The following is a 13,347-nucleotide window of genomic DNA, read 5'->3' as shown; positions in this document are numbered from 1 at the left end:
CGGTGCCGAAAGCGATTTGGTCGAACCTTCTCGGCCTGACGACGAGCACCATCGAGCCCAACGCGTCTGGGTGGGCGGCCAAGCTGAACTGTACGATCGCTGTCGGCTCGGGTGGTCGTGTCGGGCCGTCTGTCCTGGCCGTCAAATCGGTGGCGGCGGGGGAGATGCAGGCCCGCACGTTCTCCAGCGTGCCGGTGGCGGCGGGGGAGCTGTACTGGACGTTCGCCGACGCGTCCTCGTCTACCCAGCCGGAGCGGATTGGGATCCGCTGGCTGGACGTGGCTGGCGTGGAAATCTCGGTGACGTGGTCGCCTACGACGGCCGCCGCGTCGTCGAGTTGGCATCGGGTTTCGGTGGCGGGCTATGCCCCGGTCGGGACGGTGCGCGCCCAGGTCCTGCTCTCCTCGACGGTCGGCGCCGGGGCGGTGCTGCACTACTGGGAGAACATCTACCTCGGCCCGCCGCTCCGCTACACCGGCAACCTCCTCAGCTTCAACGCCGAGGCGGGGGGTGAGATAGACGCCTCGGGGTGGGCTGCGGAGGCGGGCTGTACCGTGTCGCGGATCGCCCCCGTGTCCGTGTGGGCCGCCGATTTCTATGGGGCGGGCGGCTGTCAGATCGCGCTGACCACGACCGGTGCAGGCAACGCCAGCGCCCTGTGTATCGAGCAGCCGCCCATCACCCCCGGCATGGAGTACGTGGCCCTCTCCTACCTAGGGCCGCCCACGAGTGGCAGCAGTGTGTGGATCGAGCTGCGGTTCTATGACGCGGTGGGCAGCCAGCTGTCCGCCCATCGGGCGACGCTGGCCCCGCCCGGCAGCGGCCTGTACCGCCAGCTGACATCCGGCGTGGCGCCCACGAACGCGGCCTCGGCGAGCGTGGCGGTGGGCATCACGGGCGCCAGCGCCGGTCAGGTCATGCGTATCGAGGGCGTGTTCGTCGGCCCGATCACCGCGTCCCGGTCGCCGTCTCTCCGCACCGGCAACGTCCTGCCGATGAAGGACTGGGACTTCGAGACGGGTGTGGGCTCGTGGACTGTGGCCTCCGGCGCCGCGACCATCGCCCGCTCCACACCGTGGGGCGCCCAGTCTCTGTACGACTACTACAGCCTGACCGTGTCCAGCAGCACCGCCACGACCAGCGTCATCCGCTCCGGCATCTACCCGATCGGCGACGGCGCAGGGCAGAACTGGCGCCACGAGACGTACACGAAAGTGACGGCGGGCGCCTGGACGATGACGCTCGCGATCCGCTGGCTGGACGACACCGACACGCTGATATCCACCTCTACCGGGGTCACCGACCCGGTGGATACGCCGGGCTGGTGGCAGCGCACCATGGACCGGACCGCACCCGCCGGCGCCGTGTCAGCGCAGCTTGAGGTGACCCTGGCCGCCACCTCGTCCAGTTCGGTCCTTCAGATTGATCGGCCGGCCCTGTGGCAGACGCTGCCCGAGGCGACCGTCGAAGCGGTCAACGAGTCGGCATCAACACAGCTCGTGGTGCGCGAGCTGGATCCCGGCACCCTACTGACGGTGTGGCGGGTGACACCGGACGGGTCCCGGACACTGGTGCGCGGCCCTGACGGACTGTACGACGGCACAACCGTGGTGGACACCGACAGCCTCATCGTCGAGGACTACGAGGCGCCCCTCGGTGTGCCGGTGTACTACCGGGTCGAGACCGTGTGGGACGACGGCACTGGGCGTTCCTACCGCACCACCGCGACGGTCACGATCGACCCCGGCGACCCGAACTACGCCTGGCTCACGGACCCGGCCCGGCCGGGGATCGGGCTGCGGGTGCTGGTCAAGACCGCTCCGGAGTGGCATCAGGCCATCGAGCAGCAGGTGTACCGGGTGCGGGGCCGTGCGGCTCCGATCGTCCTGTCGGATGTGCGGGGCTCCCGTGAGGGCGACCTCGTGTGCTGGACCGAGACCGACACCCAGCGCGACGCGTTGCAGTTCCTGCTCTCCACGGGCAATCCGCTGCTGTGGCGGTGCGCTCCGGGCATGGGCGAGCCGGACGTGTACGTGACCGTGGGCGAGGTGCAGTACCCGCGCATCGTGCCCTACGCCCGCGAGCAGTGGCGCGAGTGGACCCTCCCGCTCACCGAGGTCGACATGCCGACCGGCGGTCAGGCCGGCTCGGCGACATGGACCGTGCACGACGTCGTCCTGGAGTACGCCACCGGGAATGACGTCCTCGACCGGTACTCGTCGGTGTTCGACCTGGCCATCGACAACAGGAGGCAGTGATGTACCCGCCTCCGTCCGACCAGTTCCTGGCGACGCTGGTGGAGTCACACACCCCGGTCACCGTGGTGCAGCTGCACCGTGCGGACGGCACCGTCGTCGAGCTGGAGCACACGGCCGGCTCGGTGACAGTGGACCGCTCCCAGGCCGTGCGCCGTACCGCATCGGTCACCGTGCCGGACACGTCGCTCATCCCCCGGACCCCCGACGAGCAGCTGGCCATCTACGGGGCACGCCTGCGAATCGAGCGGGGCATCCGGCACGGTGACGGACACGTCGAGATGGTGCCCGCCTTCTGGGGGCGGCTCGACTCGGCCGACGGCGACCCCGACTATGGGCCCGTCGAAATCAGAGCATCCGGCCTGGAGGCGGTCGTCGCTGACGACAAGTTTGTGACGGCCTACAGCACGCGGGGCGGCACCTCGGCGGTCACGGCGATCACCGGCCTCATCCAGGGCGCCATTCCCGGAGCCGTCGTCACCAACTACGCGACGGACCAGGTCATCGGGGTGCGTACTTGGGACGCGGAAGGGGACCGGTGGGCGGCGGCCGTGGAGTGCGCGACCGCGATCGGCGCCGAGCTGTACGCCGACGCCGACGGGCAATTCGTCATCGCCGAGCTGCCGGACATGCTGACCGCACCGATCTCCTGGACGGTCGATGCGGGCGAGCGGGGCGCGCTCGTTTCCGCCTCCCGCGGCTACTCGCGAGACGGCATGTACAACTACGTGCTGGCGAGCGGGGAAAACGCTGAGGAGGATTCGCCCCCTGTCAGTGCTTACGCCGCGGACGAGGACCCGACCTCGCCGACGTACATCTACGGCGCGTTCGGCCGGGTGCCCACCTTCTACAGCTCGGCGACGCTCACCACCACGAACTTGGCGCAAGCGGCGGCGAACAAACTGCTGAGGGACTCGCTCAAGCCCAACGCGACCGCCGACCTCTCGTCGGTGCCGAACCCGTGCCTGGAGCCCGGCGACATCCTCCGCGTCACCTACGGGAGTGGGGACCGCGACCTGCTCCAGGTGGAGAGCTTCTCTCTCGACCTGGTCGGCGGGGACTTTACCGTGCAATGCATCGGTGGACGGGAGGACTCGTGAGCGAAGCCAGCCCTCGTCAGGTCGCCGCCGCTATCCGCGGGGCCGCCGTGTCTGCGGGACAGACCGCCCCAAGCGTGCGGGGCGCCGACTGGCAGGTCGGCGTCGTCACCGCAGTCGGGGTGGGCACCGTCGACGTGGGCAATATCCGGGCCCGTCGGATCGACGATGCGTACCCCAACCCCGCGGTGGGGGACAAGGTCATGTTGTCGCAGAACTCGTCGGGGAACTGGGTTGCGCTCGGTGAGACCGCCTCCGCGATACGGGCTCTCGGCGCTCCACTCCCACCTCGGTACAAGGCCGCGGCCACAGACCGGGCGAGCACGACAACGCTGGCCGACGACCCCGACCTGACCATGCAGCTCGACGCTGGCTCGACGTACCTCATCGAGTTTCACCTGTTCGTCGGCGGTGCCACGACGGGGCTCGTCAAGACCGCGTGGACGGTGCCCGCGGACGCCACCGGGCTGAAGGGCGTGCAGGGACCCGCGTCCACGGTGGCGGGAGACTCCTCGCCCCAGTCGTCTGCCGACGGCATCACCATGCGGGCCGGTAGCCACGGCTTCGGCACTGCCGTCGTGTACGGCCGCCGCAACGTCTACACCAACCTCGTGTACGCCGTCGAGACCGGCACCGTCTCCACGGTCACCGGCGGCACATGCGCCCTCTCCTGGGCCCAGAACGCCAGCAATTCGACCCCGGCCCGTGTGGGCCTCGGCTCGTGGATGCGAGCCACCCGCATCATGTAGGAGGCCCCCTTGCCCGGCACAGACGACTACGGCCAGGACATCCCCTGGCTCGACAACAGCGACACCCCCGACCTGCGCGCTGGCACCAAGGGCCTCGCTGACGCACTCACGCCGAGGTCCGTCATGCGGTTCTCGACTGCCGCTGAACGTAACGCCACCATCACCAGCCCAGTGGCCGGGATGGTCGCATTCCTCGCTACCGACAAGCTGTTCACCGGTTACGACGGGGCGGCCTGGGTCGTCCTCGCCGCCGGCACCTCATCGTGGGCGACCATCAGCCTGGCGAGCGGGTTCAGTCACAACGGCAACGCGAACGGTACGCTCCAGTACCGGGTGGTGTCGCTCTTCGGAGAGCCGACCGTGATGCTGCGAGGCGGCATCGGCGTCACCTACTCGGGCAGCCCGTCGAGCATCCCCAACGGCGGCGTCATCACCGCCAGCGCCCTGCCCACCTCGGCGAGGCCGACGGACCTGCGCACCGTGACCGGAGCCTGCTCGACCACCAACTCGGATGTCCTCTCGGTGAAGATCGACGCGCAGCCGGGCGGCCACATCGAGATCGTCGGCACCACCACATCGACGGCGAACCCGAAGATTCAGCCGCCGTGGATCTCGTTCAACGGCTGTTACTACAGCCTCTGACCCGCACGCTTCCCGCTTTGCGCCCCGCTGTGTCGGGGCTTTTCTCATGTTCGGAGGCTCTATGACCATCAAGGGCATCGACGTCAGCTCGTACCAGCCGGCTGCGTACAGCACGCGCGGCCTGGATTTCGTCGTCATCAAGATCACCGAGGGCACGTCGTACACGAACCCCCGCTGGGTGGCGCAGCGCTCCACGGCTCGGAAGGCGGGGCTGGTCACCGGCTTCTACCACTTCGTGCGGCCCGGCAGTATGAAGGCGCAGGCCGACTACTTCCTCTCGAAGATCAACCTTGTGGCGGGGGACTTCCTCGTCCTCGACTGGGAAGACCCCGGCGTGTCCGGCGCCGACAAGGACGCGTGGATCAAGCACGTGCAGAGCAAGGCCAAGGGCCACAAGGTGCTGCTGTACTGCAACGTCGACTACTGGCTGAACAGGGATAAGACCTCGTTCGCCGGGGACGGGCTATGGATCGCCCAGTACAACGGTCGTCCCGGCAAACCGAGCATCCAGGCGCCGTGGCTCATCCACCAGTACACGTCCACCCCCGTCGACACGAACCTCGCCAAGTTCGCGTCCCGCGAGGCTATGCGGGACTGGGCCGGCGGAAGGGCGACGCCGAAGCCTTCCAAGCCGAAGTACGAGCCTTTCCCGGGCGCCGCGTTCTTCATGAAGGGCTCCAAGCCGGCCCTCGGCAAGAGCAGCAAGGTCTTCACCGCGATGGGTAAGCGGCTCGTCGCCGTCGGCTGCGGCCTGTACAAGGTCGGCCCCGGGTCCGAGCTGGGCGAGGCCGACGTCAAGTCCTACGAAGCCTGGCAGCGCAAGTGCGGCTACACCGGCAGCGACGCCAAATGGCCGCCCGGCAAGACCACATGGGACAAACTCCACGTCCCCAACACCTGAACCGGAACGCGATCACCCCATTTCTTCTCTCAGAAGGATTCTCCGCATGACCGACACCCCCAGCCTCCTCAAGACCGCCCGCACCTACGTCCTCGACCTCGCCGAACGGGTCCTTGCGACGTTCGTCGTCACCGCCGCCGGTGTCGCAGTAGCCGCCGGACCCGCCGACATGTTCTCCGCCTCCTTCTGGGAGACCGTCGGCGCCGCAGGGATAGCCGCCGCCGTGTCCCTCGTGAAGGGGCTCCTCGCCAAGGGCATCGGCAACCCCCAGTCCGCCTCCACGGCGCCGCGGGTTTAACCCCGAGGGGCCACCATGACCGATGAGCCGACCCTCGGGGAGATCGTCCGCCGGTTCGAGGATCGGCTCACTGACGTCCGCGACGACATCAAGCAACTGGGCGACCGCATCGACACCAAAGTGTCCCAAGAGGTCTACGACCTGCGGCATGAAGCCCTCTCGCATCGTGTGGCGACGCTGGAGACCCTGCGGGAGAAGGACGCCGAACGGATCGTCGCCACCCGCCGCTGGCTCGTCGGCGCCGTCATCGTGCCGCTCATCGGGATCCTCCTGCCCGTCGTGGTCCTGCTCGTACAAGGGGGCGGGTCATGACACGCACCCGCCTCCGGCAAGAAGAACGGCGCTGGCGGCGCGGCGACCTTCTGGCAGTCCTCTGCGCGGTCGCCCTCGGTGGCGCCTTCGCGTGGATCGTGCTGATGGTGCAGGGCCTCAACTCCGAGCTGCACGACTCCAACAAGGCGCGGGACGCGCTCGCCCGGCAAGTCCAGCACCTGGGAGGGAAACCCGTCGCCGGACCACCAGGAAGCCGAGGCGACCCCGGCGAAACGAAGACCGGGCCGCAGGGCCCCCGTGGGCCGGTCGGCGACAAGGGCACCCCGGGACCCACCGGGAAGGACGGCGCCCGCGGCCAGAGCGGGAAACCGGGGGCCACCGGCCGAGACGGCGCTGCGGGGAAGTCCGGCCCCAAGGGCGACACCGGGGCCGCCGGGAAGGACGGCGCCCAGGGCGACGCCGGACCACCCGGACCCAAGGGGGAGCTCGGCGAGTCCGGGCCCCGCGGCGAACAAGGCCCGCAGGGCGACCGCGGCCCAGCAGGACCGCCGCCCTCGTCGTGGACGTTCACGTACAGCGGCGTCACCTACACGTGCACGCCCAGCTCGGATGGGTCCACGGCCTACAGCTGCGCACCATCCGGTGGCGGGCCCGAACCCAGCGACACAAAACCCCAAGCCGCGCTCGACCCGAGCCGCCGCACCTACCCGTAGGAGGCCCTATGCCCGACCAGCCGCCGCGCCCCGTCACACCCCGCCCCGACCCTGCGGGCGCCGACCTCGGCTCACAGGTGGATATGGGCTGGGTGGAACCGCCGCCCGAGCCGTCCCCCGAGCCGCCACCACCGCCGAGTGCGAACCCATTCCTCGAACCGGCCGTCGAGGCACCCGCCCCCGAGCCGCCGGACGAGGCGGCATGACAACGCCCCGCTGCCTCCGGGCGGCGGGGCGCTTCGTCGCTCTCAGGCGGCGCGGTGCAGGAGCCGTCGCCATGTTGACGGCCAGGAGAGGTCTGGCACCCGTTCCTCTGGCCACGGCCCGTTCTCGTCGCCGTACCGCACGGTGGTGTCGAAGGGCAGGGGGGCGCGGAACCGCTCAAGGATGCGTCGATTGGCTCGGTTCTCCCGCCACCGGTCGGTCACTTGAAAGGTACGCCGGGTCGTGAGGCCATCTCCCGTGTCGCTGGAGATGGCCCATGCGTTTGTGCCGTCGAGTGGGACTCGGCCGGTCCGGCGGCACCAGTCCACGTAGTCGTCGCCGTCAGCTGCGAGCACCAGAAGCAAGTAGCGGTCTTCGCCCATAGACCCAGTGTGCCAACAAAACGCATCAACGAGCCCTGCCGCCGCCAGTCGAGACGGCATGACAACGCCCCCGCCGCCCATCACGGGCGGCGGGGGCATTTCGTCGTGTGTGGTCAGTGCGCTTGCATCAAGCGGAGGGCGATCGGGCGGGATACTGCCGGTGCTACCCGGCGAGCCAGTTCGTTGGAGCCATGGCCGGACTCGCGGGCAGTCATTAGCGCCTCTTCGAGCTGGTCGTCGGCGGAGCGGTCAAGGTACTTGGCGTACAGCTTGGCGTCCCTCGCAGCGTCCACGGCGTCGAGTTCGGCGGGCGTGTCCGTGTCCGGTTCGTCGGACCCCACGGTGGCGATCGGGTTGTCTTGCTCGTCGGGGTTGCCGGCGAAGCGGACGGCCACCCGGTAGTAGGGGTTGCCGTATTCGTCGGTGACCGTGAGGGAGCCCGCGTCGAGGTTGTTGGCCTGGTCGATGAGCCAGTTCTCCAGGACCTCGCGACCGTACTGAGTGGAGGTGCCGTTGTACTCCTCGACGTCCTCGCCCTCGATTTCGGTGTGCCAGATCGGGTCCTCGGCGTTGTCTGTGACCTCGATGGTGTGGTGGAAACGCATGGTGATCCTCCTGGGTTGGCTCCGTTTCGAGACCCCCACTCTAGTGGTCAACGCTTTGACTGGTCAAGGTATTGACCGATGGGGCTCGTCCTTCTCCAGGGAGGGGTATGCGCGTGCACCCGTCAGTGGGTGGTAGCGCATAACGTCTTGTGATGCGCGGCCACTTGGGGGCGGCCACCCCCGATAACATGCAATATCGCGGGCGTTATTTGGGGTGATTGTCCGACTCTCGCTGACGCTCCGAACCCTACGGGGTGACGTCGTCCAAGTGCGCCTTGAGGATCGCGACAGCGCTGTCTGGCCCGCCGACTCGCTGGATCAACTCGCCGAGGTCGACGGGGACGACGGCCGCCTCGCGGGTGCCACGACTGGTGAGGAAGTAGACGCGCCGGAGTAGCTGCACGGCATTGTGCAGCTTGGAGATGTTGGCGCGGGCGACCGCAATCGGCTGATCCTCAACGTTGGGGTCCATAGAGGCGAGATTACCATCCCGTCTTGATGTACATAAAGACGGCGTGTACATTCTGGTGAAGGAGACGCCCTCGACGCCTGAACGGAGACCTCAATGACCGCCGAGCGTCAGTACCCCATCAGCCCCGCTCCCGACGACGACCCGCGGTTCACCTTTGGCTTCGCGAAGGACGTGGCCGATGTCCTCGAATCCCACGGCTACCCGAAGATCACCGGCGGCTTGGATCTCGTCGACCTTCAACAGGCCCTCTTCCGGTTCCTGTACGGCCCGAGTGCCCCGCCTGCCGCGCGTTGACCTGTCGCCCGCGAGGGCCCTCGCTGCAGACATTCACCCACCAGCCCGTACCCCGACGTCAGGACTTGACATGACCGACCAGACCGCGCTTTCCCACGGAGGAACCCCATGACAGACACCACGCACGCCATCCGAATCATGCGATCGGAAGGCCGCATCCCCGTTCAGGCCACCGAGGCGAGTCCCGGCCTGTACGTCTACAAACTCCCTGACACCGTCAACCCGGGCGACCTGTACCGGTGGCGTATCGGACACCACACCGGCCTCGCCGTCGCTGTCGCCATGAGCGAGGAGAACGCCCTGGCTGGAGCCTCCGCGGTCGCGAATCTGACCGACTGGACTCAGGCCGCCGACGCCTCGGCATCCACGGCTGGGGCCGAGTTGGCGAAGCGGTTGCGGCGCAACGGCTGCTATCGGGCCGGCTACTGACCTCATCCGAACCGTGACCAGCAGCACGCCCCCGCAGAAGCAGACAGCGGGGGCGACATCCCAACTTTCACACGCCGAACCCGGAGTTGACCATGACTGAACCAGCCTCCGCCGCCCTCGACCTCCTGAAGCGCGCCGAAGCCCTGCTGTCCGCCCTGCACGGCAGCGTGGCTCGGCACGACAACCTCTCCGCGAACCTCGGCTGCGCGGGCTGCGAGTTGCGTGACCAGATTCAAGCTGCGCTGGCCGCCGCGCCTGCCGGGTCCGAGGACACGACCACCACCCGGGCCGCCACGCTGCTGGAGGCCGCCGACGAGCTCGGCCGCATGGACTACGACACGGACAGCAACGACTACGGCTACGACACGTACCGCGACGCCTGGAACGGCGGAGTCATGGACGGCGCCGAGCTCCTGCGCCGTCTGGCAGCCGAGGCCCCCGACGGGCAGGAGACCACGTGACCGACCTCGTCCCCCAGCAACGGGACGTCACCCCCGCCGTCTACGACGCTGCGACGCTCGCCGTCCTTGCCGCCATGGAAGAGGCTGCCGAGAAGCACCTCGACGCCATCCGCCCCCACATGCAGTATCGCGGGCCCCACTCCACCGGAGTGGGGCCCTTCGTCGTTGCGGAACGGCGTCTCCAACTTCCTCCGGATGACGGGCATTACCGTGGGTACCCACGTATAATTTCCCTTATACAAGCCAACCTGAGGGGGGTTCCGGTGACCATCCAGATCGACCAGATCTACCGCTCGTGTGACCCGCGGGACGACGACCGCCGTATCCGGGTCACCGACTACATGCCGGGCGACAGGCGTGCGCACATCGTGGACGCCGACACGGGACTGCGATGGAGGCAGATCCTGGTGAGCGACCTTCACTCGACCGACACCACGAAGACCGGGGCCAAGCGCCGGACCGGCTACGCCCTCGTCAGGCCGTGAGCGACGAATTCGAGGAGGTGGTTGACGCCGAGCTGGTAGACGACGGCCACCTCCCCGCCCCACGCCCCGACGAGACAGTCACCCACGGCCGGTGGACACCGGACTCCCGCGTCGTCGTCGACCAGCACACCATCCTCATCCCCGGCCAGGACCTCCCCACCGAAACCGACCAGCCGACGTACACCGAACGCGACCTGTACGTCAGCGAGTCCACGGCCAAGCGGCTCGCCGAGAAGTCCAAGCCGAAGAACACCGACAAGAACTACCGGTCTCAGCGCGGCATGTTCCAGCGCTGGTGCGCCGAGCATGGCCGCGTCCACCGACCCTGCACCACCGCCACATTCGTCGAGTACGTCGCCCACCTCATCGACACCGGCCGCTCCCCGAACGCCATCAGCGTCGCCATGTCCGCGATCCGCACCTGGATGCCCGACGACAAGAAGCCCGGCACCCAAGAAGCACGCGGCATGCTCAACGAGTACAAGAAGGAGTGGGGCCGCCGCGTCGGCGTGAAGAAAGCCCCCGCCATCACCGACGACATGCTGCGTGCCATGGTCGCCACCTGCGACCCTGTGCACCCCATCGGCGTGCGCGACCGCGCCGTCCTCCTCCTCGGCCGCGGCGCCCTCAACCGCCGCATCGAACTCGCCGACCTCACCATCGGCAACGTCACCGTCGAATCCGACGGCATCGCCCTCTGGTTCGCCGCCTCCAAGACCGACCAAGAAGCCAAGGGCGAGGAGACGTTCATCCCCGCCTGGGACGACGAGGACATCGACCCCGTACACGCGACGCGGGCCTGGCTCGGCGTCCTCCACCGTCTCGACGTCCACAACGGGGCGTTCTTCCGCGCCCTCACCCGCGAAGGCCGACTCCAAAACCGGGTGCGCGCGACCGACCGTGGCGACCACCTCACCGGCGACGCCATCAACAGCTGGGTACGAGGGCGTGCCCGTCAAGCCGGCCTGCCCGGCTGGGAGAAGATCACCGCCCACGGGCTGCGCCGAGGCGGAGCCCGCGCCATCTCCGACTCTGGAGGAGACCCCACCAAGCAAGGAAGATGGAAACCCGGCTCAGCTGTCGTGAAGCGGGAGTACCTCGACCGGGCCCAGAACCGCGGCGAGAATCCGTGGCTCAAGCTCGCACGGCCAACCAGCCCAGAAGAGGAGAAGTGACCGTGACGGCACAGCTACCTGACAGCCTCCAAGAGATCATCGACGTCGAGAGCGAGCGCGACAAGCTCCAGCAGGACGGCCCCATCCCGCACGCCATCGAATTCGCGGCGTCGAACCAGGCACTCGCCGAGTTCCGCGCCGACGGCTACCTGCACATCCCCACAGCCGGCCAGCGAATCCGGATCCACGGGGTGCCCGTCCTCGTAGAGGACGTCGAGGTCAGCTACGACTCGCTGGACGACGGCAGGCCCGCAGTCTGCGCAACAGTAACCGTGGCCCCCGCCGAGTAACCCGCACTGCGACGACCACCCCGCCTACAGCCTCGCCGTGAAACTCGCCGCCAGACTCAACACCGAAGAAGAGGAGAAGCGACCATGACCCGTGAGGAATACGAGGACAGGCGTCGGCGTCTGTCCTCCGACATGGAGGACGCCCGGCAGACCCTGAACCGGGCCCGCGCTCGCTACGACAAGCTGGCCGATGAGATGCGTACCCTGCGGATCGAATGGCAGGAGGCGCAGAAAGCCTGACCGCACTCGCTCAGCACGGTGCCCCCGGTATTCGACCTACCGGGGGCACCGTTGTGTGAGGCTACCCGCTGCCGGGTGTCCATTCATATGAGCCGCCGCCGCGCCAGTCGATGAGGTCCGCGTCGTCGAGACGGACGTCCGCCCGGTCGAGGCCGACGGTCTCCAGGAGGTCGAGGACGTCCATGGCGTTGTAGGCGACGCCTAGGATCCGGCCGCGGGCGACGACGCGCCGGCCGCCCTCAGCGTCGGGCGGGTGCACGACGACAGCAGCCATACGCCCACCGTGCGACACGGCGGGCGCGGGCGCATCTCGGGACTATCGTGCGAGGTCAGTGCGGTGCCCCTGGCCTGGGCGGGAGGCGTGAGCTGCCTGCACCTGATCAGCCGGGTAGAGGTTCTCCCCTCCGCGCCCCGGAGCGCCGTGTCCTTGATGGCGGCGGCCTGCCGCATCGCCTCCCGCAGCGGTCCCGCATCCTCGCCCTCGTAGGCGTACAGCTCGGCGTCCGCCCGGAAGACGGCGCGCTGGAGGCGGATCAGGTCAGCATGTCTCTCGGGATCAATCACAGATGCCATGCCCGCGAGCCTACGACCGGGCTCTGACAATCCCGGGTCACGCCGCCTCGACCATCTCCCGCGCGACCGCTGCCCGCCATGCGGCACGTAGCTGGTCCAGCTCGGCGAGAGCCTCCGGAGGCCATACGGTGCGGCCGGCTACGAACCGGCGGATCGCCTCGTTCGCGGCGACAGCCGACTGGCACCGCTCGCAACCCCCGGCCCCCGATGGCGTGGTCATGCCCGGAGTCTATTCGGGGCCACTGTCAGTCGAGCCGGGTTGCGGGGCCTGGATGTAGGTCCCCTTGCCAGGGAGGGTTATCACCATCCCACGGTCGCGAAGTTCCTCGACGACGCGGCGGGCGGTGCCATAGGCGATGCCGTACTCCTCGGCCAGGTCCCGCTCAGCGGGGAGACGCGCACCAGGCTGCAGCGTGCCGTCATCGATTCGACACGCAATGTCGTTGGCCACCTGGACGTACACGTAGACCGGCAGGCTGGGGTCAACCCGCCCACCAAGATCATCTCCCATGCTGTCACAAGGTAGAGCCCCTCTGAGCTGCGTAAACCTATGGGTAGCCCCTTGGAGCTGCATGGAGCTCTATAGAGCGCACCACTTGTGCGTGGTTCAGAACGCTCCGTGCGGGGAACCCCGTTGGTCTACCCCCACGTAATTGCAGATGTATGTGCAGACGTGGTGGGCGTGGCTTGCTACGCGCGGACTGCCCACCCGGCAATCGTGCCGGGTACCACTCGTGGTGGCCCCCCGAGATGGTCCCGGCACGGAGCGCCCCCACCGGCCATAGACCGGTGGGGGCGCGCCGCTGTG

The 13,347-nt window shown here is 68.4% G+C and carries 23 protein-coding genes; 16 read left to right on the top strand and 7 right to left on the bottom strand.

All coding sequences use genetic code 11. The annotated features are described in order from the left end of the window. Nucleotides 1–2: 2 nt before the first annotated feature. From ABD339_RS25100 to ABD339_RS25060, 9 genes are all read left to right on the top strand, one after another. Nucleotides 3–2,258 carry a hypothetical protein gene (locus tag ABD339_RS25100; RefSeq protein ID WP_344568851.1) on the top strand — a complete coding sequence of 752 codons (2,256 nt, stop codon included), beginning with the start codon at nt 3–5 and terminating at the stop codon, nt 2,256–2,258. Continuing rightward, nucleotides 2,258–3,355, top strand: coding sequence for a DUF5047 domain-containing protein (locus ABD339_RS25095; RefSeq protein ID WP_344568849.1), 1,098 nt, complete (start codon nt 2,258–2,260; stop codon nt 3,353–3,355). The genes ABD339_RS25100 and ABD339_RS25095 overlap by 1 nt, the downstream gene beginning before the upstream one ends. Then, nucleotides 3,352–4,101, top strand: a complete 750-nt coding sequence (locus tag ABD339_RS25090) for a hypothetical protein (RefSeq protein WP_344568848.1) — start codon at nt 3,352–3,354, stop codon at nt 4,099–4,101. The genes ABD339_RS25095 and ABD339_RS25090 overlap by 4 nt, the downstream gene beginning before the upstream one ends. A 9-nt stretch (nt 4,102–4,110) precedes the next feature. Continuing rightward, on the top strand, nt 4,111–4,743 hold the full coding sequence (locus ABD339_RS25085; protein ID WP_344568847.1) for a hypothetical protein: 633 nt from the start codon (nt 4,111–4,113) through the stop codon (nt 4,741–4,743). Nucleotides 4,744–4,804: 61 nt separating this feature from the next. Next, the gene (locus ABD339_RS25080) at nt 4,805–5,644 is read left to right on the top strand and encodes a GH25 family lysozyme (protein WP_344568846.1); all 840 of its coding nucleotides are present in this window, start codon (nt 4,805–4,807) and stop codon (nt 5,642–5,644) included. Between the two features lie 46 nt (nt 5,645–5,690). After that, on the top strand, nt 5,691–5,942 hold the full coding sequence (locus ABD339_RS25075) for a hypothetical protein (protein WP_344568844.1): 252 nt from the start codon (nt 5,691–5,693) through the stop codon (nt 5,940–5,942). Between the two features lie 15 nt (nt 5,943–5,957). Beyond that, a complete protein-coding gene (locus ABD339_RS25070) occupies nt 5,958–6,254 on the top strand; it encodes a hypothetical protein (protein WP_344568842.1) in 297 nt (98 codons plus the stop codon). Beyond that, nucleotides 6,251–6,928: a collagen-like domain-containing protein gene (locus ABD339_RS25065; RefSeq protein ID WP_344568841.1), complete on the top strand. Its 678-nt coding sequence runs from the start codon at nt 6,251–6,253 to the stop codon at nt 6,926–6,928. Before ABD339_RS25070 ends, ABD339_RS25065 begins: the two co-directional genes overlap by 4 nt. Nucleotides 6,929–6,936: 8 nt before the next feature. Beyond that, nucleotides 6,937–7,134: a hypothetical protein gene (locus ABD339_RS25060; protein WP_344568840.1), complete on the top strand. Its 198-nt coding sequence runs from the start codon at nt 6,937–6,939 to the stop codon at nt 7,132–7,134. A 42-nt stretch (nt 7,135–7,176) separates the two neighbouring features. Here the strand turns inward: ABD339_RS25060 and ABD339_RS25055 are convergent, their stop codons facing one another. The 3 genes from ABD339_RS25055 to ABD339_RS25045 form a co-directional block, all read right to left on the bottom strand. After that, entirely contained in the window at nt 7,177–7,515 is a 339-nt protein-coding gene (locus tag ABD339_RS25055) for a hypothetical protein (RefSeq protein ID WP_344568839.1), read from the bottom strand. Between the two features lie 113 nt (nt 7,516–7,628). Beyond that, the gene (locus tag ABD339_RS25050; protein ID WP_344568838.1) at nt 7,629–8,120 is read right to left on the bottom strand and encodes a hypothetical protein; all 492 of its coding nucleotides are present in this window, start codon (nt 8,118–8,120) and stop codon (nt 7,629–7,631) included. A gap of 247 nt (nt 8,121–8,367) precedes the next feature. Beyond that, the gene (locus ABD339_RS25045) at nt 8,368–8,592 is read right to left on the bottom strand and encodes a prevent-host-death family protein (RefSeq protein WP_344568837.1); all 225 of its coding nucleotides are present in this window, start codon (nt 8,590–8,592) and stop codon (nt 8,368–8,370) included. Nucleotides 8,593–8,685: 93 nt separating this feature from the next. On the opposite strand from ABD339_RS25045, the gene ABD339_RS25040 reads away from it, so the two are divergent. The 7 genes from ABD339_RS25040 (at nt 8,686) to ABD339_RS25010 (ending at nt 11,966) form a co-directional block, all read left to right on the top strand. After that, nucleotides 8,686–8,886: a hypothetical protein gene (locus ABD339_RS25040; RefSeq protein ID WP_344568836.1), complete on the top strand. Its 201-nt coding sequence runs from the start codon at nt 8,686–8,688 to the stop codon at nt 8,884–8,886. A gap of 108 nt (nt 8,887–8,994) precedes the next feature. Beyond that, the gene (locus tag ABD339_RS25035; protein ID WP_344568835.1) at nt 8,995–9,315 is read left to right on the top strand and encodes a hypothetical protein; all 321 of its coding nucleotides are present in this window, start codon (nt 8,995–8,997) and stop codon (nt 9,313–9,315) included. Between the two features lie 92 nt (nt 9,316–9,407). Continuing rightward, entirely contained in the window at nt 9,408–9,776 is a 369-nt protein-coding gene (locus ABD339_RS25030; RefSeq protein WP_344568833.1) for a hypothetical protein, read from the top strand. Then, nucleotides 9,773–10,261 (top strand): hypothetical protein, encoded by a 489-nt coding sequence (locus ABD339_RS25025; RefSeq protein ID WP_344568831.1) that lies wholly within the window; start codon nt 9,773–9,775, stop codon nt 10,259–10,261. Before ABD339_RS25030 ends, ABD339_RS25025 begins: the two co-directional genes overlap by 4 nt. After that, nucleotides 10,258–11,436, top strand: coding sequence for a site-specific integrase (locus ABD339_RS25020; RefSeq protein ID WP_344568829.1), 1,179 nt, complete (start codon nt 10,258–10,260; stop codon nt 11,434–11,436). The genes ABD339_RS25025 and ABD339_RS25020 overlap by 4 nt, the downstream gene beginning before the upstream one ends. 2 nt (nt 11,437–11,438) lie before the next feature. Beyond that, nucleotides 11,439–11,726 carry a hypothetical protein gene (locus ABD339_RS25015; RefSeq protein WP_344568828.1) on the top strand — a complete coding sequence of 96 codons (288 nt, stop codon included), beginning with the start codon at nt 11,439–11,441 and terminating at the stop codon, nt 11,724–11,726. 84 nt (nt 11,727–11,810) lie between these two features. Further along, on the top strand, nt 11,811–11,966 hold the full coding sequence (locus tag ABD339_RS25010; protein ID WP_344568827.1) for a hypothetical protein: 156 nt from the start codon (nt 11,811–11,813) through the stop codon (nt 11,964–11,966). A gap of 61 nt (nt 11,967–12,027) precedes the next feature. Here the strand turns inward: ABD339_RS25010 and ABD339_RS25005 are convergent, their stop codons facing one another. From ABD339_RS25005 to ABD339_RS24990, 4 genes are read right to left on the bottom strand one after another with little or no spacing between them, the layout of a single operon-like run. After that, nucleotides 12,028–12,150 (bottom strand): hypothetical protein, encoded by a 123-nt coding sequence (locus ABD339_RS25005; RefSeq protein WP_344568826.1) that lies wholly within the window; start codon nt 12,148–12,150, stop codon nt 12,028–12,030. 17 nt (nt 12,151–12,167) lie between these two features. After that, nucleotides 12,168–12,539, bottom strand: a complete 372-nt coding sequence (locus ABD339_RS25000) for a hypothetical protein (RefSeq protein WP_344568825.1) — start codon at nt 12,537–12,539, stop codon at nt 12,168–12,170. 37 nt (nt 12,540–12,576) lie between these two features. After that, nucleotides 12,577–12,759 (bottom strand): hypothetical protein, encoded by a 183-nt coding sequence (locus tag ABD339_RS24995; protein ID WP_344568824.1) that lies wholly within the window; start codon nt 12,757–12,759, stop codon nt 12,577–12,579. Nucleotides 12,760–12,768: 9 nt separating this feature from the next. Next, nucleotides 12,769–13,050 (bottom strand): winged helix-turn-helix domain-containing protein, encoded by a 282-nt coding sequence (locus ABD339_RS24990; RefSeq protein ID WP_344568823.1) that lies wholly within the window; start codon nt 13,048–13,050, stop codon nt 12,769–12,771. Between the last annotated feature and the right edge of the window lie 297 nt (nt 13,051–13,347).

Source organism: Streptomyces axinellae (assembly GCF_039532135.1).
Classification (GTDB): Bacteria; Actinomycetota; Actinomycetes; order Streptomycetales; family Streptomycetaceae; genus Streptomyces; species Streptomyces axinellae.
This window is presented reverse-complemented; position numbering and strand designations above follow the sequence as displayed.

Excerpts from the sequence above, each read along its gene's own strand:
- ABD339_RS25030 (WP_344568833.1), top strand. The coding sequence starts at position 9,408 with ATGACTGAACCAGCCTCCGCCGCCCTCGACCTCCTGAAGCGCGCCGAA.
- ABD339_RS25070 (WP_344568842.1), top strand. The coding sequence starts at position 5,958 with ATGACCGATGAGCCGACCCTCGGGGAGATCGTCCGCCGGTTCGAGGAT.
- ABD339_RS25040 (WP_344568836.1), top strand. The coding sequence starts at position 8,686 with ATGACCGCCGAGCGTCAGTACCCCATCAGCCCCGCTCCCGACGACGAC.
- ABD339_RS25045 (WP_344568837.1), bottom strand. The coding sequence starts at position 8,592 with ATGGACCCCAACGTTGAGGATCAGCCGATTGCGGTCGCCCGCGCCAAC.
- ABD339_RS25050 (WP_344568838.1), bottom strand. The coding sequence starts at position 8,120 with ATGCGTTTCCACCACACCATCGAGGTCACAGACAACGCCGAGGACCCG.
- ABD339_RS25010 (WP_344568827.1), top strand. The coding sequence starts at position 11,811 with ATGACCCGTGAGGAATACGAGGACAGGCGTCGGCGTCTGTCCTCCGAC.
- ABD339_RS25080 (WP_344568846.1), top strand. The coding sequence starts at position 4,805 with ATGACCATCAAGGGCATCGACGTCAGCTCGTACCAGCCGGCTGCGTAC.
- ABD339_RS25035 (WP_344568835.1), top strand. The coding sequence starts at position 8,995 with ATGACAGACACCACGCACGCCATCCGAATCATGCGATCGGAAGGCCGC.
- ABD339_RS25075 (WP_344568844.1), top strand. The coding sequence starts at position 5,691 with ATGACCGACACCCCCAGCCTCCTCAAGACCGCCCGCACCTACGTCCTC.
- ABD339_RS25065 (WP_344568841.1), top strand. The coding sequence starts at position 6,251 with ATGACACGCACCCGCCTCCGGCAAGAAGAACGGCGCTGGCGGCGCGGC.
- ABD339_RS25060 (WP_344568840.1), top strand. The coding sequence starts at position 6,937 with ATGCCCGACCAGCCGCCGCGCCCCGTCACACCCCGCCCCGACCCTGCG.
- ABD339_RS24990 (WP_344568823.1), bottom strand. The coding sequence starts at position 13,050 with ATGGGAGATGATCTTGGTGGGCGGGTTGACCCCAGCCTGCCGGTCTAC.
- ABD339_RS25095 (WP_344568849.1), top strand. The coding sequence starts at position 2,258 with ATGTACCCGCCTCCGTCCGACCAGTTCCTGGCGACGCTGGTGGAGTCA.
- ABD339_RS25055 (WP_344568839.1), bottom strand. The coding sequence starts at position 7,515 with ATGGGCGAAGACCGCTACTTGCTTCTGGTGCTCGCAGCTGACGGCGAC.
- ABD339_RS25005 (WP_344568826.1), bottom strand. The coding sequence starts at position 12,150 with ATGGACGTCCTCGACCTCCTGGAGACCGTCGGCCTCGACCGGGCGGAC.
- ABD339_RS24995 (WP_344568824.1), bottom strand. The coding sequence starts at position 12,759 with ATGACCACGCCATCGGGGGCCGGGGGTTGCGAGCGGTGCCAGTCGGCT.
- ABD339_RS25000 (WP_344568825.1), bottom strand. The coding sequence starts at position 12,539 with ATGGCATCTGTGATTGATCCCGAGAGACATGCTGACCTGATCCGCCTC.